The organism is Lentzea guizhouensis, from assembly GCF_001701025.1.
GTDB classification, from domain to species: Bacteria; Actinomycetota; Actinomycetes; order Mycobacteriales; family Pseudonocardiaceae; genus Lentzea; species Lentzea guizhouensis.
The window spans coordinates 2645699-2667291 of sequence record NZ_CP016793.1 but is presented as its reverse complement, the minus strand read 5'-3'; the positions used below and the strand labels follow the sequence as shown (position 1 = coordinate 2667291).

Genomic DNA, 21593 nt, shown 5'->3' with positions numbered 1-21593 from the left:
GCGTGGCGCTCGCTCTGTATCGCAAGTACCGTCCGGCCACGTTCTCCGAGGTCGTAGGCCAGGAGCACGTGACCGACCCGCTGCGTGTCGCTCTGTCGGCGGGCCGGGTGAACCACGCGTACCTGTTCAGTGGCCCACGCGGCTGCGGCAAGACGTCGTCGGCCCGCATCCTGGCCCGCTCGCTGAACTGCGTGCAGGGCCCGACGCCCGACCCGTGCGGCGAGTGCAACTCGTGCATCGGCCTGGCCCCGAACGGCACCGGCAGCGTCGACGTGGTCGAGCTCGACGCCGCCTCCCACGGTGGTGTCGAAGACGCCCGCGACCTCCGCGACAAGGCCTTCTACGCCCCCGCGGAGTCGAAGTACCGCGTCTTCATCATCGACGAGGCGCACATGGTCACCACGCAGGGCTTCAACGCCTTGCTGAAGATCGTCGAAGAGCCGCCGGACCACCTGATCTTCATCTTCGCCACCACCGAGCCGGACAAGGTCCTCCCGACCATCCGCTCCCGCACGCACCACTACCCGTTCCGCCTGATCCCGCCGGGCGTGATGCGCAGCCTGCTCGAACGCAACTGCGCCGCCGAGGGCGTCACCGTCGAGCCCGCCGTCTTCCCCCTGGTGATCCGCGCGGGCGGCGGCTCCGCCCGCGACACCCAGTCCGTGATGGACCAGCTCCTCGCCGGCGCGGGCCCGGAGGGCGTGCGGTACGACCGCGCCATCAGCCTGCTCGGCGTCACCGACTCGGCCCTGATCAACGACGTGGTCGACGGCCTCGCCGCAGGCGACGGCGCCGCCGTCTTCAGCACCATCGACCGCCTCGTCGAAGCAGGCCACGACCCCCGCCGCTTCGCCTCCGACCTCCTCGACCGCCTCCGCGACCTCGTCCTGCTCTGCGCCGTCCCCGACGCCGCCGACCGCAACCTCGTCTCGGCCCCCGACGACGAACTCGCGACGATGTCCGCCCAAGCCGAACGCATCGGCCCCGCCGCCCTCACCCGCTACGCCGAGATCGTCCACACGGGCCTCGTCGACATGCGCGGCGCCACCGCCCCCCGCCTCCTGCTGGAGCTCCTCTGCTCCCGCATGCTCCTCCCGTCCGTCTCCCAGTCAGAAGCCGCACTCCTGCAACGCCTCGAACAACTCGAACGCCGCCCCCCAGCCACCATCGCGGCCCCCGGCGACCCCACGGCCCCCGTTCCAGCAGGCGCCCCGGTCTTCACCCGCAAGTCCCAACAACCCGCCCCCGCGCCTAGTGCTGTCGCCGCCGCTCCTGCTGCCGCTGCTGCTCCTGCCGCTGTCGCCTCGGTTCCAGCCGCCGCCTCCGCACCCGCCGCGGCGCAGCCGTCGGCCCCGCACCGACTCCGCAGCCTCAACCGGCACCCGCCGCCCAGCCCCCGCCGAGTCGCGCGCTCCTCAGCACGACCGCCCGTCCGCCCCGGCCCCGGCATTCCCCGCCACGCAGCCTCCGGCCACCGCCACTCCCGCTCCTGTCGCGGCGGAGCCGTCGACCTCGCCGTCCGCCGGAACCATGGACGCCCCCGCCGTCCGCCGCATCTGGTCCGAACTGCTGGCCGCCGTCCGCGCCACCAGCCGCAGCACCGAGGCGATGCTCACGAACGCCATGGTGAGCGAGGTCGACGGCAACGTCGTCACCATCGCCCACACCTCGGCCCCCCTGGCCCGCCGCCTGGCCGAACCACGCAACACCGAGGCCATCGCCACCGCCCTGTCCGCAGTCCTCGGCGGCACCTGGCAGGTCCGCTGCATCCACGGCACCCCCGGCGCCACCACCCAAGCAGCCACGCCGACCAAATCCCCTCGCCCAGCCCCCACCCGCCCAAGCCAGGCCCAAAACCAGCCCCAACCCACCCGCCCTCAACCAGAACCTCAGTCCGCCCGGCCCCCGCCACCGGCCGACGACGTCCCACCCCACCAGAACCCCAGAGCCCGACGAACCCCTCCCGCCAGAACCGGACGACGAAGAGGCAATGCTCGCCGAGGCCGCCCGCCCCGCCGACCCCAACGCCACCCCAGTCGCCGCCCTGGACCCGGAGGCCAAGATGTTCCAACTCCTGGCCGACGAACTGGGAGCCCGCCCGCTGAAGAAGGCCTGACCCCGGCCGCCCACTCGATCGGGTGAACGTCGTCCTGATCCACGCGGGGCCTCGTCTGTATGGCGTCACGACCTCACGGTCACCAGCGCCCGCAGATAGGGAAACGCGCGGAAAGGAGGCGACGATGCTCACCCCGAACTCGACCCGGCCCCCAGGCCAGACAGACGTTCCCACCTCTACCCGGCCAGCTCCTGTTTGTGGCCTACCGGGTCGAGCTCCTGTTTGTCGGTGGCTGAGGCGGGTGGCTGTTTGTCGCTGGCCGGATCGTGTTCCTGTCTTGCCCGGCGGGGTCGGGCTCGTGTTTGCCCGCTTGCCGGTCGAGCTTCTGTTTTCTCGCTGGCTTGGGGTGGCTGCTTCTGGTGCGACTCGGGACGAAACCACACCACCAACGCACGCCCCCACCCAACGCGCAGCCGCCGTACGCAACCGGCGTGCCATCAACCCGCGAACGGCACGCACCAGGGGGACGACCCACCCAACGACCGCGCCCGCCGGAACGGCGGCCCCCACCCCACGCGCACCCGCCGAAACGGCGGCCCGCACCCACCCCCGCACCCTCACCACCCACTTCGCCGTACCCTGGACCCACCCCAAGCCCCTCCCGAGAGGACCAGCAGGTGCAACCCGGTTTCGACATGCAGGCCCTGCTCCAGCAGGCCCAGAACATGCAGCAGCAGATGGCCACCGCCCAGCAGGAACTGGCCGAAACCGAGGTCGCCGGCTCCGCGGGCAACGGCCTCGTGACCGCGACCGTCACCGGCGGCGGTGAGCTCGTGAACCTCGCCATCGACCCGAAGATCGTCGACCCCGAGGACATCGAGACGCTGCAGGACCTCGTGATCGCCGCCATCAAGGACGCGAACACCAAGGCCCAGCAGCTGGTCGAACAGAAGCTCGGCCCCCTCGCGCAGGGTGGCCTCGGCGGATTGCTCGGGTAAGACGCGATGTACGAAGGGCCGGTACAGGACCTCATCGACGAGCTGGGCAGGTTGCCCGGCGTCGGCCCGAAGAGTGCGCAGCGCATCGCTTTCCACCTGCTGGCAACCGAACCTGCGGACATCGAGCGGTTGCAGAGCGCGTTGCAGAAGGTCAAGGAAGGCGTTGTGTTCTGCGACGTCTGCGGCAACGTGAGTGCCGAGACCACCTGCCGCATCTGCCGCGATCCCAAGCGCGACCTGACGTTGGTGTGCGTGGTCGAGGAGCCCAAGGACGTGCTGGCCGTGGAGCGGACCAGGGAGTTCAAGGGGCGCTACCACGTGCTGGGTGGTGCGCTCGACCCGCTCAGCGGGATCGGACCGGACCAGTTGCGGATTCGGCAGCTGCTCACGCGGATCGGCACGCCGGTCGACGGGGTCGACATCTCCGAGGTGATCATCGCCACCGACCCCAACACCGAGGGTGAGGCGACGGCGACGTACCTGGTGCGGATGCTGCGGGACTTCCCGGGGCTGACGGTCACCAGGCTCGCCAGCGGGTTGCCGATGGGTGGCGATCTGGAGTTCGCGGACGAGTTGACGTTGGGGCGCGCGTTGTCCGGGCGTCGGAGCATGTGATCGCGTCGCACGAGCCGGCCGTCTGGTCGCCAGAACGGATCGAGGGCCATCCACCGCGGTTGGGCAGCACCAGGCTCATCGCGGTGGATGGTCCGTCCGGTGCGGGCAAGTCGACCTTCGCCGAAGCGCTCGCGGAACACACGAACGCCCAGCTGATCCGGACCGACCACTTCGCGACGTGGGACGACCCGACGACGAAGTGGTGGCCGCGGCTCATCGAGGTCCTCGACCGGATCGCGCGGAACACCCCGGCCGCATACCGGAAAACCGATTGGTCCCACGGGTTTCCGCGCCCGGAACAGGGCGAATGGGTCCACGTAGCACCAAAGCCGGTGATCATCCTGGAAGGCTTTTCCGCGGCCAGGAAGGCGAACCACCGCGCCAGCCTCACGATCTTCGTCGACCACGGCGACGAAGCGGCCAGGCTCGAACGCGCAGTCCGACGAGACGGCGAGCAGAACCGCGCGAACTTCCAACGCTGGCAAGCATTCGAACGCGGGTGGTTCGCCGTCGACGAGACGAAGGCCCGCGCCGACTACGTTGTCGTGACGGCCAGCTGACCTCGGACGACGTCAGCCTCCGGTGAGCCGATCGCGTTGAACACCTCAAGCGCCGACTTCCAGTAGTCCCGCGCCGCCGCAACGGATCCCGTCGCCGCCGCCGCGTCGCCGGCCAGGCCAAGGGCGCGCGCGAAAACCCAGCGGTGGCCGGAAGATTCGCCGACCTCGGCCGCGCGCAAAGCGCATTCCAGCCCCTGCGAAGCGTCGCCCATGTCGAGGTGGATGCGGCCCAGCACGAGCAGCACCTCCATCTCCGCGGTCCGGAACTGCGAGCGTCCTGCCTCCACCAACGCCGAGGTCGCCTGCGTCAGCGCCTCGTCGAGCCGCCCGACCCCGCGGAAGGAAGCGGCCAGACCGCGGCGGGCCAGGATGGTTCCCCACGAGTAGCCGGTCTCGGTCGCGTTGGCCAGCGCCGACGAGAACTGCGTCAGCGCCTCCTCGTAGCACCCGGCGCCTTCCAGTGCGCGCCCGAGCAGATTCGTTGCGTCGCAGGAAGACTTGACGTTCTCCAGGTCTGCGGCGATCTCCATGGCCGCACGGGCGTGCGTGGCGGCTTCTTCGTACCGCCCGCGCATCAGCAGAGTGATCGCCATGCCCTCGTGCAGTGTGTGTCCGAACGTGCGAGCCGCAGAGCGCTCATAGAGCTCACCCGCGCGCACGAAGTAGTCCGCGCCGAGGTCCGCCTGGCCACGCATGGCGTGCACCTCGCCCAACGCGCGCATGACGTGCGCCTGCGTGATCCACGAATCGAGCCGTGTGCCGGCTTCCAAAGCCTCTTCGAAATTCGCCGCCGCACGGTCCAACTGACCGAGCTGCATGTAGATGCCACCGAGGTTGAACAACGCCGTGGCCTGCAGCTGGTCGGCCTGCACCCGCCGGGTGATCACCAGCGCACGTTCCAGGTGATCCGCCGCGTGCTCCAGCTCGCCCAGATCGATGTAGACGCCACCGGCGTTCGACAACACGGCAGCCTCGGCCTGCGGCAACGAGATCCGCGGCACCAGAGCGATCGCCTGCTGGTAGTACCCGAGAGCGTTGCGCAGCTGCCCGGTCACCCAGTACAGCGTGCCCAGCGAAGACAGCATCGCGAGCTGACCGAGCTCATCGCGCGGAGCGCGCGCACCCAGCAAGCCCGCCTTCGCCGTCTCCCGCCACTCCGCGGCCAGCCCCTGCGTGTGGAAGTACCCGCGCAACGCGTCCGCGAGCAGCCACGGCGAGTTCTCCGGGTCGCGCTCCACGGCGTGTGCGACCAGGGCCACCAGGTTCGCGCGTTCGACGTCCAGCCAGCTCAATGCCTCGGTCGAGGTGCTGAACGTCCGCGGCACCACCCCGTCCAGCGGGGCCGGGCGCGGGAAGCGGAACAGCGTCGACTTCAGCGCGGCCGTGGCGTTGTCGACCGACCGGACCGCCCAGTCCACCAGCCGGCGCAGCGCCAGCCGCGAGTCGGCGCGGCCCTCCTCGAACGCCAGCCGCTCGGCCGCGTAGTCACGCAGCAGGTCGTGGAACTGGTACCGCGACGGCGCGTGGTTCGCGATCAGGTTCGCCGTCGCCAGCCGGTCCAGCCGCCGGCGGGCGTCCTGTGTGGTCAGACCCGACAGGGCCGCCGCCATCTCCGGCGTGAAGTCGGTGCCGGGCACCAGTGACAGCAGCCGGAACATCTGCGCGAGCTCCGGCTTCAGCGCCGTGTAGGAGAGGTCGAACGCCGCGTGCACCGCGACCCGCTCGTCACCCTCCACGGCCAGGGCGGCGAGGCGGTTGCCCGCGCGCAGCTCCTCGACGTAGTCCGCGATGGACAGTTCCGGCCGCGACACCAGGTTCGCCGCCGCGATCCGCAACGCCAGTGGCAGGTGCGCGCACAACGCCGCCAGCTCGGCGGCCGCGTCCTCCTGCGCCTCCACCTCGGCGACTCCCACGATGCCCGCGAGCAACGCCTTGGTCTCCGGCCAGTCGAGCACGTCCAGCCGCACGTTCGACGCCGCGTGCGACACCGCCAGGCCGCGCAGGGTGTCCCGCGAGGTCACCAGCACCGCGCACCCCGGCGAACCCGGCAGCAGCGGCCTGATCTGCTCGGCCGACGACGCGTTGTCGAGCAGCAGCAGCACGCGCTGACCGGTCAGCGTGGACCGGAACATCGCCTCCTGCTCGTCCTGGTCCAGCGGCACCTGGTCCGGCTCGGTGCCCAGCGCGCGCAGGAACCGCGGCAGCACGTCCACCGCGCTCAACGGCGGACCGGGGGCGTACCCGCGCAGGTTCACGTACAGCTGCCCGTCCGGGAAGTCCGCCCGCATCCGGTGCGCCGCGTGCACCGCCAGCGCCGTCTTGCCCACGCCCGGCGGCCCGGCGAGTGTGACAACCGGCACACCCTGGGCCGTCCGGAGCAACGCGATGATCAACGACACGGCCTCGTCGCGGCCCACGAAGTCCGGGATGTCGGCCGGCAGCTGCGACGGCACCACCCGCTCGGGCTTCGCGGCCACCACGGCGGCACCGGGAGCGGCGGCGGCCACCGCGTCGATCGAGCCGGACAGCACCTGCCCGTGCACGCGCCGCAGCTCGTCACCGGGGTCGATGCCCAGCTCGTCGCCGAGCAGCCGCGACACCCGCTGGTAGGCCGCCAGCGCCTCGCTCTGCCGCCCGGAGCGGTACAGCGCCACCATCAGCTGCGCCCAGAACCGCTCGCGCAACGGGTGCTCGCTGGTCAGCCGGGACAGCTCCGCGACCAGCTCACCGTGCCGGCCCAGCTCCAGGTCGACCTCGACCCGGCGTTCCAGCACGTGCAGGCGGCGCTCGTTGAGCCGCGGCACCTCGTCGCGGTGCAGTATCTCCGACGGCACGTCGACCAGCGCCGGGCCCCGCCAGAGGCCCAGGGCGGCGGCGAACGCGGCCGAGGCGGCCTGCAGGTTGCCCGCGGCGCGCTCCTGCTCGCCCTGTTCGATCAACGGCTCGAAGCGCATCAGGTCGATGGTCTTCTCGTCGACATCGATCAGGTATCCGTCTGGCACGGTCCGAATGGGCACGGACGGGCCGAGCAGCTGTCTGAGCCTCATCACGTAGGTCTGGAGGGTCGCTCGTGCCCGAGCGGGCGGCTCGTCGCCCCAAACGTTCCCGGCGAGCTCGTCGACCGACACCGAGGTGCCCGCGCGCAGCAGCAGCGACACCAGCAACGCACGCTGCCTGCCTGCTCGGACCAGCAGTGGTTCGGAGTCGACGAGCACCTGCAGAGGGCCGAGTACGCGGAACTCGACCTGCCTGCTCATGCGTCCTCCTCCGCGTGTCGTTGTCGTTTCTACAGCCTAGGAGAGCGTTCGACGCATCTGGCGTGCTCACGTTGGGTCAGCGAGCATGCGCCGGACGTATCAGAATGCCTGGTCTAGTGGCCGGATCGTGACCTGGACTACCTCAGGAGGGGTATGAACAACGGTTATGGTCGGCGACCACACCGTGAGATGTGCGGATTGTCCAAGGGGTGTTTGATGGTCCACTCAGTAACGGCTCGCCGCCGTTGGGTTGCCGCGATCGGCTTCCTCAGCGTCAGCGCGCTGGCCCTGTCAGGTTGCGCGCAATCCCAGCGCGACTCCGGCGGTGGCGGCCAGCAGGGCGGCACGCTGACCTTCGGTGCCGCTGGCGCGCCGAAGCTGTTCGACCCGTTCTACGCGACTGACGGCGAGACCTTCCGGGTCGCGCGGCAGATGTACGAGGGTCTCGTCGGCTTCAAGCCCGGCACCGCCGAGGTCGAGCCCGCGCTCGCCACGAAGTACGAGCCCTCCTCGGACGGCAAGACGTGGACGTTCACCCTCAGGGAGAACGTGAAGTTCCACGACGGCTCCGCGTTCAACGCCGAGGCCGTGTGCTTCAACTTCGAGCGCTGGTACAACCAGAAGGGCGCCGGCCAGTCCGACGCCGTCTCGCAGTACTGGCTGGACAACTTCGGCGGGTTCAAGGACACGCCGGACAAGCCCTCGCTGTACAAGTCCTGCACGGCCAAGGACGCCAAGACCGCGGTCATCGAGCTGAACGAGGTCACCTCGCAGTTCCCGTCGGTCCTCGGCTTCACGTCGTTCTCGATCTCCAGCCCCGACGCGCTGAAGAAGTACGACGCCGACAACGTCCAGGCCGCCGGTGACGCGTTCACCTACCCGGCTTACGCGAACGAGCACCCGACCGGCACGGGCCCGTTCAAGTTCAGCAAGTACGACAAGGCCAACAACACCGTCGAGCTCGTCCGCAACGACGACTACCACGGCACGAAGGCCAAGCTGGACAAGATCGTCTTCAAGATCATCCCGGACGAGACCGCCCGCAAGCAGGCGCTCAAGGCCGGCGACATCGACGGCTACGACCTGCCGAACGCGGCGGACTGGGCCGGTCTGAAGACCGACGGCTTCAACGTGGCGATCCGCCCGGCGTTCAACGTGTTCTACCTGGGCATCAACCAGAAGAACAACCCGAAGCTCGCCGACCTCAAGGTCCGCCAGGCGCTGATGTACGCGATCAACCGCGAACAGCTGATCAAGTCGCAGCTGCCCGAGGGTGCCAAGGTCGCGACGCAGTTCATGCCGGACACGGTGAACGGCTACAACAAGTCGATCCCCGAGGTGAAGTACGACGTCGAGAAGGCGAAGTCGCTGCTCGCCGAGGCCGGTGCCACCGACCTGACCCTGAAGGCCTACTGGCCGTCCGAGGTCACGCGTCCGTACATGCCGTCCCCGAAGGACCTGTGGGGCGCCATCGCCGGCGACCTGCAGAAGGCCGGCATCAAGCTGGACGTCGTCACCAAGCCGTGGAACGGCGGTTACCTGACCGACGTCGACAACGGCATCCCGGACCTGTTCCTGCTGGGCTGGACCGGTGACAACGGCACGGCGCACAACTGGGTCGGCACCTTCTTCGGCCGCACCGACAACCGCTTCAACACCGGTGCGTCGGCGTGGGGCGCCTCGCTCGCGAGCGACCTGGCCAAGGCCAACTCCGAGCCGAACGAGGGCAACCGCACCAAGCTGTACGAAGAGGTCAACAAGAAGATCATGGAGCAGTACCTGCCCGCGATCCCGATCTCGCACTCCCCGCCCGCGCTGGTGTTCAAGTCGGACATCAAGGGTGTCGTCCCGAGCCCGTTGACCGACGAGAGGTTCGGTTCGGCCTCCAAGGGCTGATCCGGCCGGCTCCCACCACGAGAGAACAACGGGGTAGCTAACAGTGCTCCGCTACACCATTCGACGGCTGATCCAGCTGGTCGGCGTGGTGCTGGTGCTCTCGCTGCTGCTCTTCGCGTGGTTGCGACTTCTCCCAGGAGGGCCGGTTTCGGCCCTCCTGGGAGATCGCTCTACGCCGGAGAAGGCAGCGGAGCTCACCAAGCAGCTCGGCCTCGACCAGCCGATCTTCGTCCAGTACTTCAAGTTCCTCGGTCGCGCCGCGACCGGTGACTTCGGCACCTCCACCGGTGTCCAGCCCGGTGACTCCGCGCTCGACATCTTCCTCCAGCGGTTCCCGGCGACGATCGAGCTCAGCTTCTTCGCGATCGTCATCGCGATCGCGGTCGGCGTCCCGCTCGGCTACCTCGCGGCGAAGCGCCGCGGCGGCTGGTTCGACAACCTGAGCGTCATCGGTTCGCTCATCGGTGTCGCGGTGCCGGTGTTCTTCCTGGCCTACCTGCTCAAGGACGTTGCCTCGTCCGCGCTGGGCCTGCCGTCCAGCGGCAGGCAGGACGCCATCGACGCCACCCGTGTCACCGGGTTCTTCACCCTCGACGGGATCATCACCGGCGAGTGGGACGCGACCTTCAACGCGCTGGAACACCTGATCCTGCCGGCGATCGCGCTCGCCACGATCCCGTTCGCGGTGATCTTCCGGATCACCCGTGCGGCCGTGCTCGACGTGCTCGACGAGGACTTCGTGCGCACCGCCGAGTCGAAGGGCCTCACCGCACCGGTGATCCGCCGCCGGCACGTCCTGCGCAACGCGATGCTCCCGGTCGTCACGACGATCGGCCTGCAGACCGGTGCGCTGCTCTCCGGCGCGGTGCTCACCGAGAAGGTGTTCTCGTTCGCCGGTGTCGGCGAGGCGCTCGCGATCGGGTTCGAACGGCGTGACTACCCGGTGCTGCTGTTGCTGATCATCATGGCCGCGATCGTCTACGTCGTGGTCAACCTGCTGGTCGACCTCTCGTACGCGCTCATCGACCCGCGCATCAGGACGAGGTGAGCGCAGTGGCTCTTGGAGTGACCAAGAAGGAAAAGATCGACGGCCTCGCCGAGTCCGCGGGCACCTCGCTCGCGGCCAGCGCGTGGAAGAGGCTGCGCCGCAGCCCGGTGTTCCTCACCGGCGCGGTCATCACCGGCCTGTTCATCGTGCTCTCGCTGCTGTCGCCGTGGCTCGCGCCGCACGACCCGTCCGAGCCGATGCTCATCGACCAGGTCGTCAAGGCGCGCAACGAGATCCCGCAAGCGCAGCCGGGCCACCCGCTCGGCGGTGACCTGCAGGGCCGTGACTTCCTGTCGCGTCTGCTGGTCGGCTCGCAGCAGACGCTGGTCGTCGGTGTCGGCGCGACGCTCATCGGCCTGACCGGCGGGTTGATCCTCGGTACGCTCGCGGGCGCGATCGGCGGCTGGGTCGACTCGCTGGTCATGCGCATGGTCGACGTCATGCTCTCGCTGCCGTCGCTGCTGCTCGCGTTCTCGATCGCGGCGATGTTCGCCCGGCCGAGCCAGTTCACCCTGATCCTCGCGGTCGCGATCGTGCAGATCCCGGTGTTCGCCCGGTTGCTGCGCGGTTCGATGCTGGCGCAACGGCACAGCGACCACGTGCTGGCGGCCACCGCGCTGGGCGTGAAGAAGGGCGCGATCGTGTTCCGGCACATGCTGCCGAACTCGCTCAGCCCGGTGATCGTGCAGTCCACGCTGGTGCTGGCCACCGCGATCATCGAGGCGGCGGCGCTGTCGTTCCTCGGCCTCGGCAACCCGGACGACCGGGTCCCGGAGTGGGGGCAGATGCTCAGCGATGTGCAGAAGGTGTTCGACACCCATCCGCACCTCGCCGCCTGGCCCGCCATCTGCATCATCGTCGTCGCGCTCGGCTTCACGCTGATGGGCGAGACGCTGCGCGAAGCCCTCGACCCGAAGAACAGGCGGTGAGTCGTCGTGGCACTGCTCGAAGTACGTGACCTCACCGTCGTGTTCCAGCGCAGGGGCGAGGAACCGTTCCACGCGGTCGACGGCGTCAGCTTCGACGTCGAGCCCGGTCAGACCGTCGGCCTGGTCGGCGAGTCGGGCTGCGGCAAGTCGGTGACCTCGCTGGCGATCATGGGTCTGCTGCCCAAGCGCGGCGCCAAGGTCACCGGCACCGTCTCCTACGACGGCACCGACCTGCTCAAGCTCTCCGACCGGGAGATGCGCGACCGCCGCGGCCGCGAGCTCGGCATGGTCTTCCAGGACCCGCTGTCGTCGCTCAACCCCGTCGTCCCGATCGGCCTGCAGGTCACCGAGGTGCTCGAACGGCACCGCGGCCTGGCCCGCAAGGAGGCCATGATCGAGGCGAAGGACCTGCTGGACAAGGTCGGCATCCCGGACCCGGACCGGCGGCTCAAGGAGTACCCGCACCAGCTCTCCGGCGGCATGCGGCAGCGCGCGCTCATCGCGATCGCGCTGGCGTGCCGGCCGAAGCTGCTGATCGCGGACGAGCCGACGACGGCGCTGGACGTGACCATCCAGGCCCAGATCCTCACGCTGATGAAGGAACTGGTGCAGGACCTCGGCACCGCGCTCGTGATGATCACCCACGACCTGGGTGTCGTCGCCGGCCTGTGCGACGAGGTCAACGTGCTGTACGGCGGCAAGGTGGTCGAGAAGGCCATGCGGCACAAGCTCTTCGCCGAGCCGCGCCACCCGTACACGCACGGCTTGCTCGCGTCGATCCCGCGCCTGGACGCGGCGCGTCACTCGAAGCTGACGCCGATCAAGGGCTCGGTCGCCGACAACATCCCGTGGACGAGCGCCTGCGCGTTCGCCCCGCGGTGCCCGAACGCGCTGGACATCTGCCGCACGCAGACGCCTGCGGAGGTCGACAAGCTCGGTCGCCTGCTCCGCTGCCACAACCCGGTGGTCCCGGGAACCCCGGCCGCCGAGGAGGTGTCGGTATGAGCGAGACCCTGGTGTCCGTGCAGGACATGAAGGTGCATTTCCCGATCAAGCGCGGCGTCTTCTTCGACCGCACGGTCGGCCACGTCTACGCGGTCGACGGCGTGGACCTGGAGATCCGGCGCGGCGAGACCTACGGCCTGGTCGGCGAGTCCGGCTGCGGCAAGTCCACCCTCGGGCGGGCGATGCTGCGGCTGAACGAGCCGACCGCGGGCAAGATGGTCTTCGACGGGCAGGACTTCTCCGGTCTGAAGGGCGAGGAGCTGCGCAAGATGCGGCGCCGGATCCAGATGGTGTTCCAGGACCCGCTGTCCTCGCTCGACCCGCGCCAGTCCGTGGAGTCGATCCTGGTCGAGGGCCTGCGGGCGCACGGCCTGGACAAGGGCAAGGAGGAGACCGCCAAGCGGCTGCGCGAGCTGCTCACCGCCGTCGGTCTGCCGCACACCGCGTTGCGCAAGTACCCGCACGAGTTCTCCGGTGGTCAGCGCCAGCGCATCGGCATCGCGCGGGCACTGGCGCTGGAGCCGGACCTGATCGTCGCCGACGAGCCGGTGTCCGCGCTGGACGTGTCGGTGCAGGCGCAGGTCGTGAACCTGCTGGAGGAGCTGCAGGAGCAGTTCGGCCTGACCTACCTGGTGATCGCGCACGACCTCGCCGTCGTGAAGCACATCTCCGACCGGGTCGGCGTGATGTACCTGGGCGGGCTGGTCGAGGAGGCCGACTCCGAGGACCTCTACGCCGAGCCGCTGCACCCGTACACGCGGGCGCTGCTGTCGGCGATCCCGGTGCCCGACCCGGTGGTCGAGGACCGGCGGGAACGGATCCTGCTCGCGGGCGACCTCCCGTCGCCCGCGAACCCGCCCACCGGCTGCCGGTTCCACACCCGGTGCCCGTGGCGGCAGGCCACGAAGTGCGACACGGAACGTCCGGCGCTGCGCGAGCTCAAGCCCGGCCACAAGGTCGCGTGCCACTGGGCCGAGCAGATCCGCTCCGGTGAGATCCAGCCGCACGAGGTCAAGCCGATCCTGGTGGAGGAGGGCGACGGCCTCTCCCCGGACGTCCCCCTCGTGGGCCCGGCCTCGGTCACCGAGGCGCTCAACCCGTAGTCCCCGACGTCACGCGGGGGCCCCACGTTCCCTTCCGGGGAACGCGGGGCCCCCGCGTGCCGTTTGCGGAGCGTACGCGGGGACGTTGCGTACGCCAGGATCGGACGAAAGGTCCCCGCGTGGCATTTGGCGGCACGCGGGGAGCCCGCGTGCGGTAGGAGAGTGCGAAAGCTCCCCGCGTGCACTCGTTTCGAGGGGAGTGCGGGCGGGGCTTGAGGGGGGTCGGGTGTCGTGGGGCGGTGGACAGTCGTGCGGCGATCCTGGGCAGGGCGGCGGAGATCGCGTCCGTCGACGGGCTCGAAGGGGTCACGATCGGGCGGCTCGCGGTCGAGCTCGGCATGAGCAAGAGCGGGGTGTTCTCGCACTTCGGCTCCAAGGAGGAGCTGCAGCTGGCGGCCGTGCACACGGCGTCGGAGATCTTCGCGCGCGAGGTCGTGGTGGCCGGTGGGTCGCTGCTGGACCTGAGCGACCGGTGGCTCGACTACTCGAAGCGCCGGGTCTTCCCCGGCGGCTGCTTCTTCGTGGTGACGCGCTCGGAGTTCGCGGCCCGCCCCGGCCGCGTGCGCGATGCGCTGATGTTGTTCAACCTGCGCTGGGTCTCACTGCTGGAACGCCTGTGCGGTGACGCGCAGATGGCGTTCGAGGTGGACGCGCTGCTGGCGGCCGCGGACCGGTTCGCGGTGCTCTACGACGACGCGTCGGCGTACGAGAGGGTGCGGTTGGCGTTGCGGGCACGCCACACCATGCCGATCGGCACCGAGATCAGCATCGCCACCGCGAGGGACAGCAGCATCGCCAGCCAGGCCTCGTCCACGATCTGACCGCCGATGTAGCCGATCGTGGCGGGGTAGAGGCTCCACACCACGGACCCGATGGCCGCCACCGGCAGGAAGCGCCGCAGCGGCCACTTCAGGGCACCGGCGAGCCCCGCGCCGACGATCCCGCCCGCCGGCAGGAACCTGGCCACGACGAGGATCGTCTCGCCCCTGGTCGCCAGCTGGTCGGCCGTCCACACCACCATCGCCCGCGCCTTGGCGTTCTTGTTCACCTTGTCCAGGGCCTTCATGCCCATCCTGCGCCCTGCGGTAAAGTTGATCATGTCGCTGGCCAGGCATCCCGCAGCGGCCACGGCGATCACCAGGTACAGCGGAACCTCACCGGTCGCGGCCAGGACACCGGCGCCGATGAGCACGGCCTCCGTCGGTGCCAGCGGCACGACGGCGACCAGGAACAGCACGACGAGGCTGGCGGCTGCGGTGCTCATGATCTGTGAACGTACGTGACCGACGTGAACAATCCCGACCTGGGTGTTTCTTCAGCCCGCCCACAGGAACAAAGTCGATCTTCCCCACCTGCGACGTCCCGGGTGGATCGGCGGTCGCCGTGATGCTGGTGCTGGGCTGAATGGCCGCACGGTGTCCGAAGAGGCATGACTGGCCGTCACGCACCGGGATTTCCCGGTTCAAGTTCCGGTCCCTCGTCGTGATCATGACCGCAGTGGCCGCTGCCTGGTCGTTGTCCGATCCTGTCAGGCAGGTCAGCGCACATGACTGGGTGCGCAGCCTGTTGCTGGGGCGCGGTCCAGGGGTTCTTGGCGGTACTGCTGGTCCACACCGTTGTATGGCGGTTCACCAAGTCAGCGAATGACAGGGGATGACCGCCGGTTTCGCCCGGTGAAGTTCCGGCCTGTCACGGGAGCAACTCCCGGTTCTGCCGTTGACCTGCGTCTTGGGCCGCAGCTAACCTCCGACCTCAATAGGAAAGCTTGTTTACCAATCCTTCGCCGCCATCCCCCGCCCAGGAGGACGAAGTGATCAGAAAGCACACCAGAACCGGTGTTGCCGTCGTGGTGTTGGCCCTGGTGATACCCCCTCTGGCGGCGTCAGGACCGGCGCAGGCGGCCGACTCCCTGCTCTCCGCCAACAAGCCCACCACCGTCTCCTCGGTCGAAGCGGAGACCTTCGGTGGTGCCAACGCCGTCGACGGAGATCCGACCACTCGCTGGGCGAGCCTCGAAGGCGTCGACCCGCAGTGGATCGCCGTCGACCTCGGTGGCAACGCCACGATCTCCAAGGTCAAGCTCACCTGGGAGGTCGCGCACGCCAGCGAGTACAAGATCCAGACGTCGAGCGACGGCTCGTCGTGGAGCACCAAGAAGACCCTGACCGGGCAGAACGGTGGCGTCGACGAGACGGCGCTGACCACGTCCGGGCGCTACGTGCGGATCTACGGCACGAAGCGCGGAACCACGTACGGCTACTCGCTGTACGAGCTCGAGGTCTACGGCAGCATCGCGAACGGCGACACCGTGCCGCCGACCGCACCGTCCGGACTGACCGGCACCGGCACCACGTCCAGCTCGGTCGGTCTGCGGTGGACGGCCGCCACCGACAACGTCGGCGTGACCGGCTACGAGGTGCTGCGCAACGGCAGCGTCGTCGGCAGGCCCACCGGCACGACGTTCACCGACACCGGGCTGGCCTCCGGCACGGCGTTCACCTACACCGTCCGCGCTCGCGACGCCGCCGGCAACCTCGGCCCCGTGAGCAACGCGCTGCAGGTGACCACCCAACCGGCCGGGCCCGGCGACACCATCACGGTCGTCGTCGCCGGTGACATCGCGTCGCTCACGAACTCCGAGCACTACGAGACCGCGAAGCTCATCGACCAGATCAAGCCGAACCACATCCTCACGGTCGGCGACAACCAGTACGACAGCGGCACGCTCACCGAGTTCCGCAACCACTACGACAAGTCGTGGGGCCGCTACAAGAGCATCACCCACCCCGCGACCGGCAACCACGAGTGGGAGGACAACCTCAACGGCTACAAGGCGTACTTCGGCGCGCAGGCCTACCCCAACGGCAAGCCGTACTACAGCTGGGAAGCCGGCGAGTTCCACTTCGTCTCGTTCGACTCGCAGAAGCTCTACGACAGCGGCAGCGACTCGACGCAGCTCAACTGGCTGAAGGACGACCTGGCCGCGAACACCAAGCCGTGCGTCGTCGGCTACTGGCACCACCCGCGGTTCAACTCCGGCCAGTACGGCGACAAGTCCGTGATGTCGCCGCTGTGGAACACGTTCGCCGACGCCAAGGCCGACCTCGTGCTCAACGGTCACGACCACCACTACGAGCGGCTGAAGCCGTTGAGCAAGAGCGGTTCGGTCGACACGACCAACGGCATGCGCGCGGCGATCGTCGGCATCGGCGGCGACTACCTCTACAAGGACGTCAAGCCGCGCACCGGTGTCGAGAGCTGGTTCGCCGACACGCACGGCGTCATGAAGCTCACCCTGACCGGCCGCTCCTACTCGTGGGAGGTCATCGACACGGCCGGGCGGGTGCGCGACAAGGCAGGCCCCTACCCCTGCCGCTGACCGGTTCTGGCTGTTGATCGGAGGCCGTCGTGTACATCGCAACTGCTCGACAAGCCCCAGCCGCGGGCGGGACCGGCAGGATCGCGGCGAACGTGCTCGCACTGGGCGCGGTTTCCCTGCTCACCGACGTCTCCTCGGAGATGGTCACGGCGATCCTGCCGCTCTACCTCGTGCTGGGGCTGGGGTTCTCCCCGCTGCAGTTCGGTGTGCTCGACGGCATCTACACCGGTGTGACAGCGCTGGTGCGCGTTGTCGGCGGTCATGCGGCTGACCGCTGGCAACGCCGCAAGCTCGTGGCCGGGCTCGGGTACGGGATCTCGGCGCTGGGCAAGCTCGGCCTGCTCGCCGCCGGGACCTCGGCCACGGCGATGGGGCTCGTGCTGGCCGGTGACCGGACCGGCAAGGGCCTGCGCACGGCACCGCGGGACGCGCTGATCACGTTGAGCAGCGAGCCCTCGGCGCTCGGGCGTGCCTTCGGTGTCCACCGTGCCATGGACACCGTGGGCGCGTTCCTCGGTCCGCTGGTGGCGTTCTGCCTGCTGTGGACGTTGCCGGCGCGCTACGACGTGGTGTTCGTCGTCAGCTTCTGCTTCGCCGCACTGGGTTTCCTGGTGCTCGTGCTGTTCGTCCGCGACCACCGCGACGTGCTGCCACGCGTCGCGGTGTCGCTGCGGAACGCCTTCGGGCTGTTGCGGTCCAGGCCGTTCCGGCGGGTCTGCCTGGTCGCGTGCGGGCTCGGGCTGCTGACGCTCGGCGACGGGTTCATCTACCTGTTGCTGCAGAAGCAGCTCGACGTCGAGGTCGCCTACATCGCGTTGCTGCCTCTCGGCACGGCCGGCGTGTACCTGCTGGCAGCCGTGCCGGTGGGGGCGCTCGCCGACCGGGTAGGGAGGTGGCGGATCTTCCTGGCCGGCCACCTCGCGCTGCTCGGTGCGTACGCGTTGTTCCTCGGCACGTCCGGAATCGCGCTGCTGGTCGGGGTTCTGCTGCTGCACGGGCTGTTCTACGCGTGCACGGACGGCGTGCTGATGGCCGTGGCCGGGCCGATGGTCCCCGAGGAGCTGCGCACGTCGGGTTTGGCCTTGCTGCAGACCGGACAGGTGCTGGCCCGTGCGTTTTCCTCCGTGCTGTTCGGTGCGATGTGGACGTGGTTCGCGTGGTGAGGTTCCTGATCGTGCTGGCGGCCGTGGTCGTGCTGGGGGCCGGTGCCACGGCCTACGCGCTGCGGTCGCCGGAGAAGGCGTCCGTCGAGGTGGAGGCGGGGCCGGTCGAGCTGGCTCCCGGCCGCTTGGTCTTCGTGGACGACGTCAGCGGCAAGGTGGCCTCGGTGCCGCTGGGCGCGCCCGCCGGTCCGCGCCGGGTCAGTTCGTTGTCCTGCAAGCGGTTCTTCACCGCCGCGCGGCAGGGGCTGTGCCTGGCGGACGGGTCGGGGCCACTTCCGGGCGCGGTCGCGGTGTTCGTCGACCAGGGGCTGGGGGAGCAGCGCCGGGTGGAGGTCGCGGGCGTGCCGAACCGCGCCAAGCTCTCGGCGTCCGGGCGGATGGCGTCGTGGACGACGTTCGTGACCGGGGACTCGTACGCGCAGTCCGGCACGTTCTCGACCCGCACCGCGATCTACGACGAGCAGACGGAGGAGTACTCCAGCAACGTCGAGGGGTTGCGGGTCGAAGGCATGCGGATGAGCGACGACATGAACTTCTGGGGCGTCACGTTCACCCCGGACGACCGCACCTTCTACGCCACCATGAGCACGGCGGGCAAGACGTACCTGATCCAGGGCGACGCCGTGGACTCGACCGCGAAGACGCTGCGGGAGAACGCCGAATGCCCGTCGCTGTCACCCGACGGCAAGCGGGTCGCGTTCAAGAAGCGGGTGGCCGGCGACGGCGCGCGGCCGTGGCGGCAGCACGTGCTGGACCTCGCCACGATGGTGGAGACACCCCTGGCCGAGACGCGCGGCATCGACGACCAGGTCGTGTGGCTGGACAACGACACCATCGCCTACGGCCTGCCGGGAGAGGGCATCTGGGCCGTGCCGGCGAACGGGGAGGGCGCGCCGCGGCAGCTGGTGCCGCACGCGTCCTCCCCGTCCGTGGTGTCCTAGCGGTTGGCCCTGTTCACGGCCGACACGATCGCGCGGAACGACGCGGCGACGGTGGAGGAGTCGATGCCCACGCCCCACAGCACGCGGTCGCCCACGGCGCACTCGACGTAGGCGGCCGCACGAGCGTCGTCACCGGCGGACAGCGCGTGCTCGGCGTAGTCCATGACCCGCACGTCGTACCCCATGGAGGCGAGCGCGTCGACGAACGCCGCGATCGGCCCGTTGCCGGACCCGGTGATCTCGTGCTCGTCACCGTCGATCAGCAGCACGGCGGTGATCTCCTCGTGCCCGCTGCCGTCCGACGACGCCCGGTGCCGCAGCAGGTGCAGCGGCACCTTGCCGTGCAGGTACTCCTCGGCGAAGGCGTCCCACATCTCCTTCGGGCCGATCTCGCCGCCCTGCGTGTCGGTGACCTCCTGGATCACCTTCGAGAACTCGATCTGCAGCCGCCGCGGCAGGTCCAGGTGGTGCTCCTGCTTCATCAGGTAGGCGACGCCACCCTTGCCGGACTGCGAGTTGACCCGGATGACGGCCTCGTAGTTGCGGCCCACGTCCTTCGGGTCGATCGGCAGGTACGGGACCTCCCACGGGTACTCGTCGACGTGCTGGCCCGCGTCCTTCGCGTCGGCCTCCAGCGCCTCGAGACCCTTCTTGATCGCGTCTTGGTGGCTGCCCGAGAACGCGGTGAACACCAGGTCACCGCCGTACGGGTGCCGCTCGGCGACCGGCAGCTGGTTGCAGTACTCGACGGTCCTGCGCACCTCGTCGATGTCGCTGAAGTCGATCTGCGGGTCGATGCCCTGGCTGAACATGTTCATCGCCAGCGTCACCAGGCACACGTTGCCGGTCCGCTCCCCGTTGCCGAACAGGCACCCCTCGATCCGGTCGGCCCCGGCCAGGTACCCGAGCTCCGCCGCGGCGACGCCCGTGCCGCGGTCGTTGTGCGGGTGCAGGCTCAGGATGATCGACTCGCGGCTGTCCAGGTTCCGCGACATCCACTCGATGCTGTCCGCGTAGACGTTCGGCGTGGCCATCTCGACGGTGGCGGGCAGGTTGATGATCAGCGGCTTCTCCGGCGTCGGCTGGATGACCGCGGTGACCGCGTTGCAGACCTCCAGCGCGTAGCTGAGCTCGGTGCCGGTGTAGGACTCGGGCGAGTACTCGTACCGGAAGTCGGTCTCGGGGTAGCCGGCTTCCTGGCTCTTGGCGAACTCCGCGGCGTCGACGGCGATCTTCTTGATGCCCTCGCGGTCGCTGCGGAACACGACCCGGCGCTGCAGGATCGAGGTCGAGTTGTAGAAGTGCACGATCGCCTTGTTCGCGCCCCGCAGCGACTCGAACGTCCTCGCGATCAGCTCCTCACGGCACTGCGTCAGCACCTGGATCGTCACGTCGTCCGGGATCGCGCCGTCCTCGATGATCTCGCGGACGAAGTCGAAGTCGGTCTGGGACGCGGCCGGGAAGCCGACCTCGATCTCCTTGAAGCCCATGCGGACCAGCAGGTCGAACATCTTGCGCTTGCGCGCGGGGGACATCGGGTCGATCAGGGCCTGGTTGCCGTCGCGCAGGTCGACCGCGCACCACAGGGGGGCCTTTTCGGCGCGCTTGGTGGGCCAGGTGCGGTCGGGGACGTCGATGACCTCCACCACCTCGTGGAACGGGCGGTAGCGGTGGAACGGCATGCTGCTGCCCAGCTGGGGGTTCCAGGAAGGCTGGGAGGCCGGGGCCGGGCGCGCGGGCTGGCGGATGCGGCTGGTGCCGGAGGTGTAGGCGTCAGCGGTAGACATTTTCAGGTGCTCCTGCAGGTCGTGAGATCAACGACCGGCGGCAACGCTGAGTCCCGCGACGGGGGGCCGGTCTGGATCAGACCCCGTCACGGCAGCGAAGCAGGAGGGAACGCCACACGCCGGACAGAGTAGCCATAGGTTGGGCGGGGATGGAACTTGATGCCCGGATCGTGGGATGCCTGCCCTCTTGAAGAGGCCCTCCGCCTCCGCTTCTCTCAGGTAGATGGCACGCCTGTTGCATCGAGCGGCTTCCTGTTGCGTTGTTGTTGCTTTGCGGTGGTGGCTTGAGTTCGGCGGGCTTGCTTTACGTCTCGCCTTCGGCTCGATCAAAGGCACGGCTGCGGCCCGTGGAACATTCGAGTCCAATCCAACTGTCCGAATTGCCGTTCTGGTCCGTTGCGTGCGTCCGTCCAGCTCAGCGCGCTGATCCTGTCGGTGCAGCGGAGTACCGTAGGACGCGAGGGAGCCAGAAATAAAGGGGACCCTTGCGCAAGCCTGCGGTTTGAAGTCGAGCAAACCCGGGAAGTTTTCAGGTATGTCCAGATTACGTACAACCAGTGGCCGCGGCACGGCTTCACGCGTGATCAGCGGCATCGGTGCGGTCTTTGCGATCATCGAGGTGCTGTACATCTTGATGATCGTGCTGGGCGCGAACCAGGCCAACGCGTTCTTCCGGTTCATCGGCTCTCTCGCGGAGCCGCTGGCCCTGTTCTTCCCCGGCTTGTTCGCGACGGGCAACTACAACGTCGATGTCCTCCTCAACTACGGACTCGCCGCGGTGTTCTGGCTGGTCGTCACCGGCTTGCTGGCGCGCGCGGTGTCGCGCTACTGACGCTACTCGGTAGTAGATTCCTGG

The 21593-nt window shown here is 69.1% G+C and carries 16 protein-coding genes and 1 pseudogene; 14 read left to right on the top strand and 3 right to left on the bottom strand.

Annotation, left to right across the window (positions count from 1 at the left end; genetic code table 11):
- The first annotated feature begins 2 nt into the window (after window positions 1–2).
- The 4 genes from BBK82_RS47490 to BBK82_RS13310 all read left to right on the top strand — a co-directional run bounded on the left by BBK82_RS47490 (window position 3) and on the right by BBK82_RS13310 (window position 4229).
- A complete protein-coding gene (locus tag BBK82_RS47490; RefSeq protein ID WP_218920612.1) occupies window positions 3–2105 on the top strand; it encodes a DNA polymerase III subunit gamma and tau in 2103 nt (700 codons plus the stop codon).
- Between the two features lie 646 nt (window positions 2106–2751).
- Complete coding sequence (locus tag BBK82_RS50185; protein ID WP_071812856.1) at window positions 2752–3054, top strand: YbaB/EbfC family nucleoid-associated protein; 303 nt, start codon at window positions 2752–2754, stop codon at window positions 3052–3054.
- Between the two features lie 6 nt (window positions 3055–3060).
- Window positions 3061–3669: a recombination mediator RecR gene (gene recR, locus BBK82_RS13315; protein ID WP_065915308.1), complete on the top strand. Its 609-nt coding sequence runs from the start codon at window positions 3061–3063 to the stop codon at window positions 3667–3669.
- 83 nt (window positions 3670–3752) lie between these two features.
- A complete protein-coding gene (locus tag BBK82_RS13310) occupies window positions 3753–4229 on the top strand; it encodes a uridine kinase family protein (RefSeq protein ID WP_237048165.1) in 477 nt (158 codons plus the stop codon).
- On the opposite strand, the gene BBK82_RS13305 is transcribed toward BBK82_RS13310, so the two are convergent.
- Window positions 4205–7486: an AfsR/SARP family transcriptional regulator gene (locus BBK82_RS13305; protein ID WP_065915307.1), complete on the bottom strand. Its 3282-nt coding sequence runs from the start codon at window positions 7484–7486 to the stop codon at window positions 4205–4207. The two genes, BBK82_RS13310 and BBK82_RS13305, sit on opposite strands and share 25 nt — an antisense overlap.
- 216 nt (window positions 7487–7702) lie before the next feature.
- Here BBK82_RS13305 and BBK82_RS13300 point away from each other — a divergent pair, with 216 nt between their 5' ends.
- From BBK82_RS13300 to BBK82_RS13275, 6 genes are all read left to right on the top strand, one after another.
- Entirely contained in the window at window positions 7703–9382 is a 1680-nt protein-coding gene (locus BBK82_RS13300) for an ABC transporter substrate-binding protein (RefSeq protein WP_065915306.1), read from the top strand.
- Between the two features lie 43 nt (window positions 9383–9425).
- Window positions 9426–10430: an ABC transporter permease gene (locus tag BBK82_RS13295; protein WP_065915305.1), complete on the top strand. Its 1005-nt coding sequence runs from the start codon at window positions 9426–9428 to the stop codon at window positions 10428–10430.
- 17 nt (window positions 10431–10447) lie between these two features.
- Window positions 10448–11359 (top strand): ABC transporter permease, encoded by a 912-nt coding sequence (locus BBK82_RS13290; protein WP_237048164.1) that lies wholly within the window; start codon window positions 10448–10450, stop codon window positions 11357–11359.
- A 6-nt stretch (window positions 11360–11365) separates the two neighbouring features.
- Entirely contained in the window at window positions 11366–12364 is a 999-nt protein-coding gene (locus BBK82_RS13285) for an ABC transporter ATP-binding protein (protein WP_065915303.1), read from the top strand.
- Window positions 12361–13467: an ABC transporter ATP-binding protein gene (locus BBK82_RS13280; protein ID WP_065915302.1), complete on the top strand. Its 1107-nt coding sequence runs from the start codon at window positions 12361–12363 to the stop codon at window positions 13465–13467. Before BBK82_RS13285 ends, BBK82_RS13280 begins: the two co-directional genes overlap by 4 nt.
- Window positions 13468–13706: 239 nt before the next feature.
- Window positions 13707–14288: a TetR/AcrR family transcriptional regulator gene (locus BBK82_RS13275; protein WP_065915301.1), complete on the top strand. Its 582-nt coding sequence runs from the start codon at window positions 13707–13709 to the stop codon at window positions 14286–14288.
- Window positions 14289–14356: 68 nt separating this feature from the next.
- Here BBK82_RS13275 and BBK82_RS47485 read toward each other — a convergent pair.
- A pseudogene (locus BBK82_RS47485) lies at window positions 14357–14731 on the bottom strand (DedA family protein); the annotation flags it as partial.
- A gap of 546 nt (window positions 14732–15277) precedes the next feature.
- Between BBK82_RS47485 and BBK82_RS13270 the strand changes: the two are divergent.
- The 3 genes from BBK82_RS13270 to BBK82_RS50175 are packed head-to-tail and all read left to right on the top strand — an operon-like array spanning window position 15278 to window position 18950.
- Window positions 15278–16846: a discoidin domain-containing protein gene (locus BBK82_RS13270; protein WP_065915300.1), complete on the top strand. Its 1569-nt coding sequence runs from the start codon at window positions 15278–15280 to the stop codon at window positions 16844–16846.
- A 29-nt stretch (window positions 16847–16875) separates the two neighbouring features.
- Complete coding sequence (locus tag BBK82_RS50180) at window positions 16876–18009, top strand: MFS transporter (protein WP_154697284.1); 1134 nt, start codon at window positions 16876–16878, stop codon at window positions 18007–18009.
- Window positions 18003–18950, top strand: coding sequence for a TolB family protein (locus BBK82_RS50175; RefSeq protein ID WP_065915298.1), 948 nt, complete (start codon window positions 18003–18005; stop codon window positions 18948–18950). Before BBK82_RS50180 ends, BBK82_RS50175 begins: the two co-directional genes overlap by 7 nt.
- On the opposite strand, the gene leuA is transcribed toward BBK82_RS50175, so the two are convergent.
- A complete protein-coding gene (gene leuA / locus BBK82_RS13255) occupies window positions 18947–20737 on the bottom strand; it encodes a 2-isopropylmalate synthase (protein WP_065915297.1) in 1791 nt (596 codons plus the stop codon). The two genes, BBK82_RS50175 and leuA, sit on opposite strands and share 4 nt — an antisense overlap.
- Before the next feature lie 535 nt (window positions 20738–21272).
- Between leuA and BBK82_RS13250 the strand changes: the two genes are divergently transcribed.
- Window positions 21273–21569: a hypothetical protein gene (locus tag BBK82_RS13250; RefSeq protein WP_065915296.1), complete on the top strand. Its 297-nt coding sequence runs from the start codon at window positions 21273–21275 to the stop codon at window positions 21567–21569.
- Window positions 21570–21593 lie beyond the last annotated feature (24 nt).